This is a genomic window from Flexivirga lutea (genome assembly GCF_054778955.1).
The window spans coordinates 883,471-898,451 of the sequence record NZ_BAAGZB010000002.1; the positions used below are offsets into that span (position 1 = coordinate 883,471).

The 14,981-nt window shown below is 68.7% G+C and carries 14 protein-coding genes; 7 read left to right on the forward strand and 7 right to left on the reverse strand.

Going from position 1 to position 14,981, the window contains the following annotated elements:
- The first annotated feature begins 164 nt into the window (after window positions 1-164).
- Together ACYVBN_RS10620 and ACYVBN_RS10625 are read left to right on the forward strand one after the other, a co-directional pair.
- Window positions 165-833, forward strand: coding sequence for a PadR family transcriptional regulator (locus tag ACYVBN_RS10620; protein ID WP_460600485.1), 669 nt, complete (start codon window positions 165-167; stop codon window positions 831-833).
- A 3-nt stretch (window positions 834-836) separates the two neighbouring features.
- Entirely contained in the window at window positions 837-1,928 is a 1,092-nt protein-coding gene (locus ACYVBN_RS10625; protein ID WP_440282956.1) for an inositol-3-phosphate synthase, read from the forward strand.
- 112 nt (window positions 1,929-2,040) lie between these two features.
- Here ACYVBN_RS10625 and ACYVBN_RS10630 read toward each other — a convergent pair whose 3' ends face one another.
- Both ACYVBN_RS10630 and ACYVBN_RS10635 read right to left on the reverse strand, forming a co-directional pair.
- The gene (locus ACYVBN_RS10630) at window positions 2,041-2,910 is read right to left on the reverse strand and encodes an SDR family NAD(P)-dependent oxidoreductase (protein ID WP_460600486.1); all 870 of its coding nucleotides are present in this window, start codon (window positions 2,908-2,910) and stop codon (window positions 2,041-2,043) included.
- Window positions 2,911-3,110: 200 nt separating this feature from the next.
- Complete coding sequence (locus tag ACYVBN_RS10635) at window positions 3,111-3,914, reverse strand: SGNH/GDSL hydrolase family protein (protein ID WP_460600487.1); 804 nt, start codon at window positions 3,912-3,914, stop codon at window positions 3,111-3,113.
- 245 nt (window positions 3,915-4,159) lie between these two features.
- Here ACYVBN_RS10635 and ACYVBN_RS10640 point away from each other — a divergent pair, with 245 nt between their 5' ends.
- Together ACYVBN_RS10640 and ACYVBN_RS10645 are read left to right on the forward strand one after the other, a co-directional pair.
- The gene (locus tag ACYVBN_RS10640; RefSeq protein WP_460600488.1) at window positions 4,160-4,564 is read left to right on the forward strand and encodes a RidA family protein; all 405 of its coding nucleotides are present in this window, start codon (window positions 4,160-4,162) and stop codon (window positions 4,562-4,564) included.
- A 36-nt stretch (window positions 4,565-4,600) separates the two neighbouring features.
- A complete protein-coding gene (locus ACYVBN_RS10645) occupies window positions 4,601-5,503 on the forward strand; it encodes an NYN domain-containing protein (RefSeq protein ID WP_460600489.1) in 903 nt (300 codons plus the stop codon).
- A 55-nt stretch (window positions 5,504-5,558) separates the two neighbouring features.
- Here ACYVBN_RS10645 and ACYVBN_RS10650 read toward each other — a convergent pair whose 3' ends face one another.
- The 4 genes from ACYVBN_RS10650 to ACYVBN_RS10665 form a co-directional block, all read right to left on the reverse strand.
- Window positions 5,559-6,245, reverse strand: coding sequence for a hypothetical protein (locus ACYVBN_RS10650; protein ID WP_460600490.1), 687 nt, complete (start codon window positions 6,243-6,245; stop codon window positions 5,559-5,561).
- A gap of 177 nt (window positions 6,246-6,422) precedes the next feature.
- On the reverse strand, window positions 6,423-7,346 hold the full coding sequence (locus ACYVBN_RS10655) for a sugar ABC transporter ATP-binding protein (protein ID WP_460600491.1): 924 nt from the start codon (window positions 7,344-7,346) through the stop codon (window positions 6,423-6,425).
- Window positions 7,343-8,395, reverse strand: a complete 1,053-nt coding sequence (locus ACYVBN_RS10660) for an ABC transporter permease (RefSeq protein ID WP_460600492.1) — start codon at window positions 8,393-8,395, stop codon at window positions 7,343-7,345. The genes ACYVBN_RS10655 and ACYVBN_RS10660 overlap by 4 nt, the downstream gene beginning before the upstream one ends.
- Window positions 8,395-9,333 carry a type 1 periplasmic-binding domain-containing protein gene (locus ACYVBN_RS10665; RefSeq protein WP_460600493.1) on the reverse strand — a complete coding sequence of 313 codons (939 nt, stop codon included), beginning with the start codon at window positions 9,331-9,333 and terminating at the stop codon, window positions 8,395-8,397. Before ACYVBN_RS10665 ends, ACYVBN_RS10660 begins: the two co-directional genes overlap by 1 nt.
- 223 nt (window positions 9,334-9,556) lie before the next feature.
- On the opposite strand from ACYVBN_RS10665, the gene ACYVBN_RS10670 reads away from it, so the two are divergent.
- Window positions 9,557-10,360: an aminotransferase class IV gene (locus ACYVBN_RS10670; protein WP_460600494.1), complete on the forward strand. Its 804-nt coding sequence runs from the start codon at window positions 9,557-9,559 to the stop codon at window positions 10,358-10,360.
- Window positions 10,345-12,435: a chorismate-binding protein gene (locus tag ACYVBN_RS10675; protein ID WP_460600495.1), complete on the forward strand. Its 2,091-nt coding sequence runs from the start codon at window positions 10,345-10,347 to the stop codon at window positions 12,433-12,435. Before ACYVBN_RS10670 ends, ACYVBN_RS10675 begins: the two co-directional genes overlap by 16 nt.
- 127 nt (window positions 12,436-12,562) lie before the next feature.
- On the opposite strand, the gene ACYVBN_RS10680 is transcribed toward ACYVBN_RS10675, so the two are convergent.
- Entirely contained in the window at window positions 12,563-13,234 is a 672-nt protein-coding gene (locus tag ACYVBN_RS10680; protein WP_460600496.1) for a TetR/AcrR family transcriptional regulator, read from the reverse strand.
- Between the two features lie 266 nt (window positions 13,235-13,500).
- On the opposite strand from ACYVBN_RS10680, the gene ACYVBN_RS10685 reads away from it, so the two are divergent.
- Window positions 13,501-14,973, forward strand: coding sequence for an MFS transporter (locus ACYVBN_RS10685; protein WP_460600497.1), 1,473 nt, complete (start codon window positions 13,501-13,503; stop codon window positions 14,971-14,973).
- Window positions 14,974-14,981: the final 8 nt, after the last annotated feature.

Consider the following 14,981-nt stretch of genomic DNA (forward strand, 5'->3'; position numbering starts at 1 on the left):
GCAGGGTAACTGCCGAAGCAGTGAACCGGGAATCGTGAAGGCCGGCTGCACCCATCGACCCGCCATACAACGCCGATGTATCGGTTCGATACATCGGATGCGCTATGCTCGTGGTCACACCCCCGCATCCGCAGGATCCACCGACAGCACCGAGGAGGTCGCCCATGTCACGACGTGGCGCCATACTCGAGCTGGCGATCCTCGGTCTGCTGCACGACCAGCCGCTGCACGGTTACGAATTGCGCAAGCAACTGTCCGGGGTGCTGGGCGCGTTCCGTGCCGTGTCGTTCGGCTCGCTCTACCCGTGCCTGCGCGGCCTGGTCGAGCGCGGCTGGATCAGTGAGCGCAGCTCCGCCGACCAGGACCGGCAGAGCCACCAGGGTCCCGGCCTCGGCGGCAAGCGCGGCAAGATCACCTACGAGCTGACCGCGGAGGGCAAGGAGCAGTTCCAGACGCTCATGGCCCAGACGGGCCCTGCCTCGTGGGAGGACGAGAACTTCGACGTCCACTTCGCCTTCTTCGGCCGAGCCAGCAGCGATGTGCGGTTGCGCATCCTGGAGGGTCGTCGCAGTCGGCTGGAGGAGCGCCTGGACGACTCGCGGGAGCAGTCCCGTGCGCGTCGCGAGCGCACCGACAAATACACCGCCGAATTGCACCGCCACGGGCTGGAGTCCACCGAACGTGAGGTGCGCTGGCTCAGTGAGCTGATCGAGACCGAGCGCTCGGCATATGGCATCACCAATCCCGGCGAGACGGCGCCTGCCGATCAGCCGGTCGATGGGGAGTCTCCGGAGCAACACTCCGGCCCCAGCGGAAAATTCGACAAGGAGTAGGAAATGGGATCCATTCGCGTCGCCATCGTCGGCGTCGGCAACTGCGCGAGCTCGCTCGTGCAGGGTGTTGAGTACTACAAGGACGCGTCGCCCGACACGACTGTCCCGGGTCTGATGCACGTGAAGTTCGGTGACTACCACGTCGGTGACGTGGAGTTCGTCGCCGCGTTCGACGTCGACGCCAAGAAGGTCGGCTTCGACCTGGCCGAGGCGATCACCGCCAGCGAGAACAACACCATCAAGATCGCCGACGTCCCGCCGACCGGTGTCACCGTCCAGCGCGGCACCACCCTCGACGGCATCGGCAAGTACTACGCCCAGACCATCACCGAGGCCGACAGCGAGCCGGTCGACGTCGTCCAGGCGCTCAAGGACGCCCGGGCCGACGTGCTGGTCTCCTACCTGCCGGTCGGCTCCGAGCAGGCCGACAAGTTCTACGCGCAGTGCGCCATCGACGCGGGCGTCGCCTTCGTCAACGCCCTGCCGGTGTTCATCGCCTCCGACCCCGAGTGGGCCAAGAAGTTCGAGGACGCCGGTGTCCCGATCGTCGGCGACGACATCAAGAGCCAGGTCGGCGCGACCATCACCCACCGCGTCATGGCCCGCCTCTTCGAGGACCGCGGGGTCACGCTGGACCGCACCTACCAGCTGAACGTCGGCGGCAACATGGACTTCAAGAACATGCTCGAGCGCGAGCGCCTGGAGTCCAAGAAGGTCTCCAAGACCCAGGCCGTGACCTCCAACCTGAGCGGCCCGCTGGCCGGCATCAAGGACGGCCGCAATGTGCACATCGGCCCGTCGGACTACGTGCAGTGGCTCGACGACCGCAAGTGGGCCTACGTCCGCCTCGAGGGTCGCGCCTTCGGTGACGTTCCGCTGAACCTGGAGTACAAGCTCGAGGTCTGGGACTCCCCGAACTCCGCCGGCATCATCATCGACGCGATCCGCGCCGCGAAGATCGCCAAGGACCGCGGCATCGGCGGCCCGCTGCTGTCGGCCTCGTCCTACCTGATGAAGTCCCCGCCGGAGCAGCGCGAGGACAGCCTCGGCCGCGCCAAGCTCGAAGCCTTCATCAAGGGCGACGAGACTCGTTGACCTGACCCTCTCGCCGAGAGGACAGGAAACATACTGAGAGGACAGGCAATTCGGGCTCTGATCGCCCGATTTGCCTGTCCTTCCGGCATTTAGGTGTCCTCTCGGCGAGAAGTCAGCTCTCGTATGGCGGGAGGGGGCGGCTCGGCTCGAAGCGACCGGCGTTGGGCTGCGGCTGCGTGCCGTCGAGGTCGGTGACGCCATACGCCACCGCCAGCTCGCCCACGTCGACCACCTGGCCGCTGAAGCGCTGCACGTCCGGGTCGGTCGCGAGCGCGACCATCACGCGCGCGGCATACCGGGGTGACTCGGTGTTGCCGGCGAGATCCTCGGCGGGGACCTTTGCCTCCATCAGCTCGGTGCGCATCCAGCCGGGTGCCACCGCGATCGCCGGAATCCCGTGCGGCTGAAGGTGATACGCGAGCGCATAGACCAGCCGGTTCTTGGCGGCCTTGCTCGACTCGTAGGGCAGCCAGGCCGGCGGTTCGGGCGTGTGCCAGGTCGAGGTGAGGATCAGGCCCTTCCCTTCCGGTGCCATCGCGAGCTTCAGCGTGAGCATCGACGTGACGAAGTCCGAGTAGGCACCGCCGAGCAGCATCGCGCGGAACTGATCCATCGGCTCGTCCCACACCTCCTCGCCACCCGGGTCGTCGTGGTGGTCGTGGCCGCCCCACGCGTTGTTGACGAGCATGTCGATGTGCCCGTGCCGCTCGACCAGGTCGCGCACCAGGTCCTCCACCTGCGTCGGATCCGTGTGGTCACAGCGGTGCCACTCGCCCTTCCCGCCGTGCGCGGCCACCTCCTCGAGCGTCCGCTCCAGCGTGAGGTCAGCGGGCTGCGCGTGGGTCGGTGCGTCGCGGGTGCTGCGGCCGGTGCAGACGACATACGCACCGGCCGCGGCGAACTCGATCGCGCACGCCCGGCCGAGGCCGCGCGATGCGCCGGCGATCAGGACGACCTGCCCGGCCAATGATTCGGTATCCATCGTTCGAGCATGCCGCAGCGGGCACGCGGCCTGCTTGATCAGGTTTGCGCTGTTCGTGCGCCCCGGCGGCGCCGGTGACATCGCCGAAAGGCTCCCGAATGATCGAGCGGACCTCCGATTTCGGGGAAAACGGGGCCAAATCGAGGGGCCGGTGGGCGAACGGGGGGCCTCTCGGCAAAGAGGGGAGCGGGTCGCTGCCCTCAGGCCCGAGCGGCGAAGACCGGTAGATAGCCCTTCGCGTGGCCGTCCGCGGTCGGGTGGTAGGACTCCTCCAGGTGCAGGAAGTTGACCGAGTGCAGCCAGCGGCCCGAGTCGCAGATCTCGTGGCCCGAGAACGCGCCGCGCACGTCGCCATACGTGAATCCGGCCCTGCTGGCCGCAGTGCTGGTGATCGAATCGATCACATCGATGCCGCTGTCGATGGCGGTGCGGGACTCCTGGCTGATGCCGACGCAGTCCTTGCTCAGGTCGTAGAACTCGGGGTAGCCGAGCACGACGACGTGCGCGTTGGGCGCCTTGGACCGGATCGCGCTGTAGACGCCCGCCAACTTGCCCGGCAGGTTCGCCTTCGCGTCTGCCTTGGCGTTGTTCACCTCGTTCACGCAGGTCGTCGTGCCGTCCAGGATGCAGTCCTGCATGATGCTGCTGAAGCCGACGTCGTTGCCGCCGACCGTGATGCTGATCAGGGTCGTGCTGCTCGACAGCGCCGAGAGCTGATTGGCAACGACGTCAGTGGTTCTCGCGCCCGAGCAGGCGACGGAGACGTATGCCGACGGGCTGTGCTGCTGGGCCCACAGCGCCGAGTAGGCGTGGGGGCTGCGATCGCAGTCGCCGCTGCTGCCGAGGTAGTCGCCGGCCCCGACACCAGAGGAATAGGAGTCCCCGAGCGCCGCATAGTTGACGCCGGCGGCCCGCGCAGACAGCGCCGGCACCAGGGACATGGCCAGCGCGGTGGCGCCGACGCCGAGCTTGAGGGTGAGGGACGAGCGGGTCATGCGGGTCATGCGTGGGCTCCTGTCGGTCATGGCAGAGATGTGTGCCACCACCGGATAGTGGCCCTGTCGACGGCGCAGCGGGGGTTTGGTTCCCGACCCGGCCAAAGGTTTGCCGTGGCGATGCCGAAGCCATACCGCCGCGAGGCGAGGCGTTTACCTTTCCGGCGGGCGCCAGGCGCGTCGGCCGCGACGCGTGCGCGTGCGCGTGCGAATTTCACTGGTGGCCGCCGCCCCGGCGCCCTAGCGTCGGTGCCATGTCCCCCGCAGTCCGCCTCATCCGGTCCGATCAGCTGGCGCCGGCGCCCTACGCGTATGCCGCCACGGCACCCTCCGGCAGCCGGGTGATCCACCTGGCCGGAGCGTGTCCCCTGCACTCCGACGGCACCGTCGCGGCGGTCGGGGATGTGGCCGGCCAGGCGCGAAAGTGCCTGGTGAACCTGGAGATCGCGCTCGCCGCGGCCGGCGCCAAGCTGTCCGACGTGCTCAGCACGCGCGTCCTGGTCGCGACCACCGACCGGACCGAACTGGTGGCCGCCTGGGATGTCGTGGCCGCGCACTTCGGCGCCCATGACGTGCCGAGCACCCTGGTCGGTGTCGCGGTGCTCGGCTATCCCGACCAACTGGTGGAGATCGAGGCCGTCGCCGCCGTCGCCGGCTGAGGCGCGGCCCGCCATACCCGCACTAGGGTCGGCAACATGAGTGATGCGCGCGTCGCGGTCTACATCGACTTCGACAACATGGTGATCTCGCGGTACGACGCCGTGCACGGCTCCGGCCGGTGGCGCAAGGACAACGCCCGCGATCACACGCCCGCGGAGGATGGTGAGGTGTCGCGTCGCCTCATCGAGGCCGAGGTCGACCTGGGCGCGATCATCGACTACGCCTCGTCGTTCGGCACCGTGGCCTTCACGCGCGCGTATGCCGACTGGTCGGTGCCGGCCAACGCGGCATACAAGCGGCAACTGACCGATCGCGCCGTCGACCTGGTGCAGCTCTTCGCCACGTCGGGGACCAAGAACGGCGCCGACATACGCCTGTCGATCGATGCGGTCAACGACCTCTTCCAGCACGCCGACATCACGCATGTCGTGGTGGTGGGCGGGGATTCGGACTACATCGCTCTGGCGCAACGCTGCAAACAGCTCGGCAGGTTCGTCGTCGGCATCGGCGTCACCGGGTCGACCAGCCGCGCCCTCGTCGCTGCGTGCGACGACTTCAGCTCGTACGGCGACCTGCCCGGAGTCTCCGACGACGCCGCAGCAGAGGCGCCCGGAGCGGATGCCGGACCCGTGGCCAGCACACCTGCGAAGCCGGTCAAGAAGGCTGCCGCCAAGTCCGCGAAAGCGCGAAAGACCGCCACGAGCAAGGAATCCCAGGCCACCGCGTTGTTGCGCCGCGCGATCCGGATCGGCGCCGAGAAGAGCGAGGACGGCTGGCAGCACTCGTCCAGCCTGAAGAGCCAGATGCAGCGCCTGGACTCGACCTTCAAGGAGAAGTCGCTCGGGTTCTCGTCGTTCCGCGCGTTCGTGGAGAGTCACGACAAGCTGGTGGAGACCAAGCTGCTGGACAACGGACAGCTGGCCGTTCGGCTCCGGTGACCTCCGCACATACGTATGGCGCGGCTCCCCCGGATGCCGCGCCATACTTCGTCGCTCAGATGGTGAGCTCCGAGTCCCCTCCGGGTCCGAACTTCTCGGTCAGGAAGCGGTGGTTGGCCAGCAGTTCGTCGGTGCCGAGCCGGGCGGCGCGGTGCAGGTGCGCGGCGACCTGGGCCAGCAGCAGATCCAATTGCTCGATGACCAGCTGATGTGCGGTCTTGCCCTCGAGCACCTCGAGGGTGTCGGCGGTGCCGGGCGCGAGCGCCAGGTAGGACCGCAGCGCCTGCGGGCCGAAGTCGGTCTGGATTTGCTCGACCTCGAAGACCTGGGCGGTCGGCGCACCGTGCTTGCGTAGGTAGGTCAGGGTCTCGGAGCATTCGTGTTCCAGCCGCTGGGCACGCTGGCGCACGTCGGTGGGCAGGTCGGACAGGGCGGTCAGGCTGGTGAGGGTGTCCGGCTCCTGCTTGGCCAGGTCCACCCGTGGCGCCGGCTGCGGGGCGGCGACGGTGTGCCGCTGCTCCCAGGGCGCCTGACCGGACTCGAAATGCTGCTGGTGGCGCTGCTCGTGGTCGCGCCGACACTGCAACCGCGCCGCCCGCCCGTGCCGAGACAGCCCCGTGCCGAGGAACACCGTCAGCAGGACCATCGGCAGGACCAGCCAGTGACCGACGACGCCGACCAGCGCCCAGCCGGCGGGGATCATCAGCCACCAGTGGGACCGGTGCAGCCGGATCGATGTCATTGCGCTCGCCTTCCTGATGTGTCTCCGCGATGACCTTCACGGTAGGTCGGCGTCCGGCCGGGCACCTGTGCCGAATGTCACGACTCGGGCATGACAGCCGACGCCGAGTCGCACAGCAAACGCCGAGCCGGACAGCTGCAGCTGTGCGGCTCGGCGTTTCGTGTGCGACTCGGTGCGTCAGGAGCCGTCGCGCAGCTCGTGCGCCAGCTCGGCCAGCTCGTCGCCGCCGGCCATCTGCTCGGTCAGCTGCTCGACGGTGATGTCGTCGCGGGAGGCGTCCAGCGCCATCTCGCCCAGTTTGAGGATGACGAAGTGGTCGCCCACCAGGAAGGCGTGGTGCGGGTTGTGCGTGATGAACACGACGCCTAGGCCGGACTCGGCGGCGCGGGCGACATACTTCAGCACCACGCCCGACTGCTTCACACCGAGCGCGGCGGTCGGCTCGTCCAGGATCAGCACCTTCGCGCCGAAGTAGATGGCCCGGGCGATGGCCACACACTGCCGCTGACCGCCGCTGAGCGAACCCACCGGACGGTCCACATCCGGCAGGTCGATGCCCATCTTGGCCAGCTCGTCGCGGGTGATCTGCTTCATCCGGGCCGAGTCCAGCAGCCGCAGCGGACCTCTGCGCAGCTCGTTGGCGAGGAAGAAGTTGCGCCATACGGACATCAGCGGCGCGAGGGCGAGGTCCTGGTAGACCGTCGCGATGCCCGCCTCGACCGCTTCGCGCGGGCTGCCGAACTTCCGCGACGTGCCGTCGACCAGCATCGTGCCCGATGTGTGCTCGTGCAGCCCGGCCATGATCTTGATCAGCGTCGACTTGCCGGCACCGTTGTCACCCAGCACGCAGGTCACCTCGCCGGCACGCACCGCCAGGTCGATGCCGGTCAGCGCGCGCACCGTGCCGTAGGTCTTGCCGACATCCTCGAGTCGTATGACGGGAGCGGTGTCGTCCGGCTCGGTGGTCTCGATACGCGGCTCGTCCCTCGCCGCAACTCGACCAGCGAGCTCATCGTCCCTCGCCGCTACTCGACCAGCTTGGTCGTCCGAGGTCTCGATACGCTCGTTCCTCGCTACTCGACCAGCTTTTGGCTCACTCATCGGCGTTCCGCCTGTCGTCGTACCCACATGTTGATCAGCGTCGCGAGCACCAGCATGATCCCGAGGAACGTCTTCAGCCAGTCGACGTTCCAGCCGGCATACGTGATGCCGAGGTTGGTCATGCCGTAGATCAGCGCGCCGATCGAGGCACCGATCACCGAGCCGAAGCCGCCGGTGAGCAGGCAGCCGCCGACGACCGCCGCGATGATGTAGATGAACTCGTTGCCGACGCCCTGATTGGACTGCACCGTCGCGAAGTTGAGCAGCGTGTGCATGCCCAGCAGCCAGGCGCAGAAACCGACGAAGAGGAAGAGCCCGATCTTGGTGCGCACCACCGGCACGCCGCTGGCCCGCGCCGCCTCGGCGTCGCCGCCGGCCGCGAAGATCCAGTTGCCGGCACGGGTGCGGGTCAACACCACCGCGGCGACCACGGTCAGCACGACCCAGAAGAGCACCGAGATGTTGATCGTGATGCCCTCGAACGAGCCGGACTTGAAAAAAGTGTGGCTGGAGGCGAACACCGCGTGCGCGGAGTCGAATCCGGCCATGTCGTCGATCTTCGGCGACGTGACGTTGTTGTCGATCAGCCGCGGCACCGCGAGGTTGGCACCCTGCAGCACAAAGTAAGTGCCGAGTGTGACCAGGAAGCTGGGCAGCCGGGTGTGGTGCAGCAACCAGCCGTTGGCGAAGCCGACGGCCAGCGAGACCGCCAGCGCCAGCAGGACGCCGACCCAGACATTGAAGTTGAACTCCCAGGCCAGCATCGACGCGGCGAGCGCCGAACTGGTCACCGCGACACCGGCCGACAGGTCGAACTCGCCGCCGATCATCAGCAGCGCCACGGGCACGGCCATGATGCCGATCGCCGAGGACTGGTAGAGGATCGTCCCGACGTTGGCCAGCCCGCGGAACGCCGGCGCGACCGACAGGAAGAGCACGCAGATCGCGACCGCACCGATCAGTGCACCGACCTCCGGCTTACCGAGCAGCGCGGCGATCGGCGACCTGGGCGCCGTCCGGGTGTCGGTGGTGGAGACCGCGCCGGCCATCAACGCGTGCCCTTGCCGGCGTATTCGGCGATCTTGTCGACGTTGCTCTTGTCCACGAACGCCGGACCGGTCAGCGTCGGCTTGCCGCCGCCGACGGTGTCGCCGTTGGTGCGGTAAAGCCACAGCGCGTCGATCGCCAGGTAGCCCTGCAGCCACGGCTGCTGGTCGACCGCGAACTGCACGGTGCCGGCCTGGATGGCCTTGACGATGCCGGCATTGGTGTCGAACGTGCCGATCTTGGCCTTGGAGCCGGTGGCCTGCACCGCCTTGACGGCGTTGAGCGACACGTCGCCCTGCAAGCCGACGATCCAGTCAATCTGCTTGTCCTGCTGCAGTTTCGCGGTGATGGTCGAACGCACCGACGGCAGGTCGGCGCCGTTGACGTAGACGACCTGCGTGCTCGGCACCTTCTCCTTGACGCCCTTGCACCGGTCGTTCAGACCGACATTGCCCTGCTCGTGGATGATGCAGATCGGGTGCTGCGCGCCCGCCTGCTCCAGTCGCTCACCGGCGGCCTCGCCGGCGACCAGCTCGTCCTGGCCGAAGAAGCCGATCAGCCCCATCGGGCCCATCTGGTCGGTGCCGGAGTTGAGCCCGTCCACCGGTATGCCGGCCGCCTCGGCGTTCTTGACCGCACCCTTGAGCGCGTCCGGCTTGGCGAGGGTGACGGCGATGCCGCCGACCTTCTTGTCGACCGCCGCCTGGACCAGGCTCGCCTGCTTGGACGCGTCCGGGTCGGCGTAGTACTGCAGGTCGACGTTGTCCTTGTCGGCCGCCGCCTGGGCGCCCTTGCGGACCATGTCCCAGAAGGTGTCGCCGGGCGCGGAATGGGTGATCAGCGCGGCGGTGAAACGCGGGGTGTTGGCGTGGCCGCCCTTGCCCGCCTGCTGCTCGGTGGCCTTCTTGCCGCCGGTACTGCTGCAGCCGGTCAGGGCCATCGCGCCGACTGCTACGACTGCGGCGAGTCGCGCGCACCTACCGTTGATCCTCACGAGTCCGGCCTTCCTGGCCCCGGATGCGGACGGCATGGGGTGGTGCCGTGTCCGAGGTGCCTGCATGTATCGACTTGATATATCGAGGCATGGTAACCCGTCGTCTCTGTGCGTGAGTATGCCGAACCGCCCGCGTCCCGTCCCTGTCGTGTTGTGCTACCCATCACCCATGACCTGCGCACCGCAGCAGCACTGCTCCCTGGTGTCCGACGCCACCGTCGCCGACCTCGCCCGCGCCGGGACCGTCGTGCTCGACTCCTGGCACCTGGCCGACGGTGCGGGTGTCGCGGTCGACCGGCACCGCGAGCGCTTCACCAGACAGGTCGGCGAGGTGTTCGGGATCACCGGGCAGGTGTCGCGGGCGGCATACGACCACGCGCTGGTGCACCTGCCGGCCAAGGGCTCGTGGTTCCCCGGTTTCGTCTGGACGGCGTCCGGGCTACGACTGCTCCTGCGACCGTTTCCCGTGGAACACGTCCGGACCACGACCGCGCTCCTGCTGCGCGGCACACCGGATGCCCGAAAACGACCTGAAATCAAGGGATTCGACCACCTGTCCCAGCTCTATGCACAGCAGCAGGCGCTCGACGCCGGGTATGACGACCAGGTCCTCGTCACCGGCGACGGCACACTGAGCGAGGCAGTCTTCGCCACCGTCGCCATTGCCCGCGCCGGCGAACTCGTCGTCCCCGACGCGCCGCGGCTCGACAGCGTCACCCTCGCCGTGCTGGCGGACCGCGGAGACCGGCCGGTGCGCATCGCCACCGTGACGGCGTCGCACCTGCTGGCCGCGCCGGCGGTCTTCACCCTCTCCGCGTTGCACGGTGTGCGCCTCGTCGAACGAGTGAACAGCACGACATACCAGCCGAATCCGTCATTGCGCGATCGCTTGCAGTCGGCCGTCGAGGGTGCCCGGCGACCCGTTGCCGACCTGGTGCCGGAGGGAGGGCGACTGCCGTGCGCGTCCTGCTGATCGACAACCACGACAGCTTCACGCACAACCTGCTGCAGTTGCTGCGGGAGTTCGCCGCGGTGACCGTGGAAGTGGTCCGCAACGACGAGCCGCTGCCGCTGGGCTGGACCGCCCGCTTCGATGCCGTCGTCATCTCACCCGGCCCGGGCCACCCCGGCGTGCCGGCCGACGTCGGCACGTCGCGGCAGGTGCTCGAACACAGCGAGCTGCCGGTCCTCGGGGTGTGCCTGGGCCATCAGCTGCTCGGGCTGCTGCACGGCTGCCCGGTGGAGCGATCCGATCACCCGAGACACGGCGAATCATCGGTGATCTCACACACCGGCGATCCGTTGTTCGACGGCATACCAGGCAAATTCACCGCCGTGCGCTACCACAGCCTCCAGGTGACGACCGTCGTCGCGCCCATCGAACCGCTGGCGTATGCCGACGACGGCACGCTGATGGCGCTGCGTGTCGCGGCCCGGCCCCGTTGGGGCGTGCAGTTCCACCCCGAGTCGATCGAGAGCAGCTTCGGGCCGACCCTGATCGGCAACTTCCTGCGGCTCGCGGCGAGCGCCGACGACCCGGCCGGCTCACGCCTGCCGAGCCGGCAACGATCGCTCCGGCTCGACCGGCCGCTGACGGTCGAGCAGGTGCTGCGGCTGTGCCCGACGGCGCCGGACGTCGTGCTGGACGGCATCTCGACGGCATACCGCGGCAGCTGCACCGTGATCGGCTGGACCGATGCGGACTGCGGCCACCGACTGCTCGGCACGGTCGGCGACGGCACCGGGCTGGTGCGGGACGGCACGGTCACCGACCTCCCGACCGGGATCCTGGACACCTTACAACGCCGGCTGCGCGCTGCGGCCGGGCGGCTGGAGACCGTCGGCGACGACCCCGGCGTGGTGCTCGGGTATGCCGGCTACTTCGGCTACGAGTTCGGCACGGAACTGCTCGGGCTGCCGGCATCGCATCCACGAGGCGCGCACGACTGGCCGGATGCCTGGTGGCTGCTGATCACCCGCGCAGTCGTGGTGGACGACGAGAACCGTTGCCATCTGGTCGGTCTGGACGATCCGGCCGATGCCTCGGCGGTCGCCTCGCTGGACCGGTGGCGCGCCGAGCTGCACCCGCTACTGGCGGGCGACATACCGGCGGCGGACGATGCCGAGCCCCGGACCGGGTCGGCCGCGCTCGAGCAGGTCGAGGACGCCACGTCAGCCGAGGGCTACCTGCGGCTGGTCGGCGACTGCCAGCAGGCGATCGCCCGGGGTGAGTCCTACGAGCTGTGCCTCACCCGCCGGATCCGCGGCCGTTTCACCGGCGACCCGCTGCGACTCTTCGGCTCGGTGCGCGCGGCCGGTGCGGTGCCGCACGCGGCATACCTGCGCCTGGACGACCGGCGGACCGTCGTGTCCGCCTCGCCCGAACTCTTCCTGCGGGTCGACGCCCGCGGGCACGCGGCGAGTGCCCCGATCAAGGGCACCCGGCGCAGCAGCGGGGACGCCGCCCGCGACGCGGCGAGCGTCGCGGAGCTGGCCCGCTGCGCCAAGGACCGCGCCGAGAACCTGATGATCGTGGATCTGGTCCGCAACGACTTCAACCGGATCGCCGTGCCGGGCAGCACGCGGGTCACCGAGCTGTATGGCGTCCGGCGCTTCCCCACCGTCATACAACTGGTGAGCACGATCGAGTGCGAACTGCCGACCGACCGTGACGCACTGGATCTGGTGCGAGTGGCGTTCCCGCCGGGCTCGATGACCGGTGCGCCGAAGGAGCGCTCGGTGCAGCTGCTCGGGCGTCTGGAGGCGGAGCGGCGCGGCGTCTACTCCGGATCCATCGGGCTGCTGGGGCTGGACGGCACGGCCACGCTCAATGTGGCGATCCGCACCGTGCAGCTGACCGGTGACCGCTTCGTGCTCGGCGTCGGCGGTGCGATCACCCGGCTGTCCGACCCGGGCGCCGAGTGGCAGGAGACGGTCGACAAGGCGCAGTCGATGCTGCGGGCGATGGCGGCAGCGCCCGGACCACCCGAGCGTCGGGCCGGCGACTCCCGTTTACCGACCGGACACGAACGGGCTGACCGGACATGAATACTCCCCGGTAGTGGACTGATTTTCGTGTCCCGTCGGTGTTCTTTGTGTCCGCTCGGTGGTGTGGGCTCGCTGGTGTGGGCTCGCTGGTGGGGGCTCGCTGGTGGGCTCGGCGGCGAGCCAAGGATCAGGCGTTCGGCGCTCCGAAGCGGAGGCCGTCGTAGATGAGGTCGACGACGGCGAGTGAGGTCTCCTGGCCTTCCGGGGTGGTCGAGGCCAGACATACGCCGCCGAGGGCGCGGGTCAGCTCCATCGGGGTGGCGTCCGGGCGGATGACGCCCGCGTCGATCGCCGGCTGGAGCACCCGGGCGGCGGACTCGCGCATGCGGTTGCGGGCCGACTCGAAGGTCTCCGGGTTGCCCTGCATCATCGAGCGCAACAGGTTGATCAGGCCCATCTTGACGGCGTAATAGCCGACGAAGCCGCGCATCCACTCATGCAGGGCCTCGCCCGGCTCGAGCTCCTTCGGCAGGTCGTAGGAGCGTTGTTCCAGCGCCGCGACCTGGTCGCCATACACCGCGAGCACGAGGTCGCAGCGGGTCGGGAAGTGCCGGTAGAGGGTGCCGATGCCGACGCCGGCGCGCTTGGCGATCTCGTCCAGCGGGGTGTCGACGTCGTCGGTGAAGGCCGTGGTCGCGACGTCGATCAGCTTCTGCCGGTTGCGGGCGGCATCCGCGCGCAACGGCTTGCCGCACGCACCCAGCGCCGACGAATCCGTTGATCTGTCAACGTTTTCCGATCCATCGGACGCCGTCTTGGACGAGCGCTTCGACGCCGTTGCCGAGCCGCTTGTGGCCATCGTTCTCACACCTCATGGCAATCCCCGGTTGCGAAACCGGAGGATTCCTCCGTATAGTTCTAAACGGAGATCATCTCCGCTTCTATTCATGGTACGCCTCGCTCTCGCGAAGGACACAACTCGTGACCATTACTACCAAGTCTCGCCGCACCGCGGCGGGCACAACCAACAACAACTCGGCATCAGAAACCGGTCGGGTCTCGATACGTGCTCGCCTAGCGGCTCGCCCTACTCGACCAGCGACCGGCGGCGAGGCCAAGCGCCTGGTGCTGACGGCCGTGCTCGTCACCCAGCTGATGCTGGTGCTCGACGCCGCGATCGTGAACATCGCCCTGCCGGACATCGGCTCCGAACTGCACATGAGCTCCACCTCGCTGTCGTGGATCGTCAACGCCTACACGCTCGCCTTCGGCGGCCTCCTGCTGCTGGGCGCCCGCGCCGGCGACCTGGTCGGACGCCGCGTCACCTTCCTCGCCGGTATGGCGGTCTTCGTCGCCGCTTCGTTCGCCGGAGGCCTCTCCCAGGGGGAGGCGCTGCTGCTGGCCTCGCGCGCCCTGCAAGGTGCCGGCGCGGCCTTCGCCGCGCCGTCCGCCCTCGCGATCCTGATGTCCCTCTACAAACCCGGTGCCGAGCAGACCCGCGCCATCGGCTGGTACACCGTCGTCTCCGCCTCCGGCGCCGCCACCGGGCTGCTCGCCGGCGGCATCCTGACCTCGGTCGCGTCCTGGCGCTGGGTCTTCTTCGTCAACGTCCCGATCGGTGTGGCCGTGCTGGTCGCGGGCTTCCGGGCGCTCTCCCGGGAGAAGGGCGCCCCGGGATCCGCGAGCGCCCCGGGCAGGGGATCGGTCGACGTGACCGGTGCGCTGCTGGTCACCGTCGGCATGACGTCCGTCGTCTACGGATTCATCCGGGCGGCATCCGACGGCTGGACCGACGGCGGCACGCTCGCCGCATTCGGGCTGGGCCTGGTGCTGCTGGCCATCTTCGTCGCGGTCGAGTTGCGGGCAGCGGCGCCGGTGATGCCGCTGCGGCTCTTCGCCGACCGCGATCGCGCCACGGCATACCTCGCCCGGTTGATGCTGGTGGCGGGTTCGCTCGGGTCGTTCTTCTTCATGAGCCAGTACATGCAGATCGTGCTCGGGTGGACGCCGTGGCAGTCCGGGGTGGCCTTCCTGCCCTTCCCGGTGACCATCTTCATCAGCTCGCAACTGGTGGCCCGGGTCATCTCCCACCACTACTCGACCAAGGCGATCGCCGCCGTCGGCACCCTGCTGTCGACCATCGGCATGCTGATGCTGACGACGCTGACCGAGCACACCTCGTATCTGCAGATGCTGCCGGCGTTCGTCGTCTTCGCCCTCGGCAACGGCATCGCGTTCGTGCCGCTGACCACGGCCGGGCTGTCCCGGGTGCAACCCTCCGACACCTCGGTCGCCTCGGGCCTGGTCAACGTCACCCAGCAGTTGGGCGGCGCGCTCGGCCTGGCCGTGCTGGTGACGGTCTTCGCCACGGCCGGCAAGGACCCGGCGGTCGCGCCCGGCGCGAGCCAGCACGCCATACACACCTTCGTGACCGGCGCGGATCGCGGATTCCAGGTCGGCGGCGTGATGCTCTTCATCGCCTTCGCGCTGGTGACGATGGTGATGCGGCGCCCGTCGAAGGACGCGGCGTCCCGCGACACGGCAGCGCCGGTGGAGCAGCTGCGCGACACCGAGGAGATCGCCCTGGAGGTCGGGTGAGTCCGTAG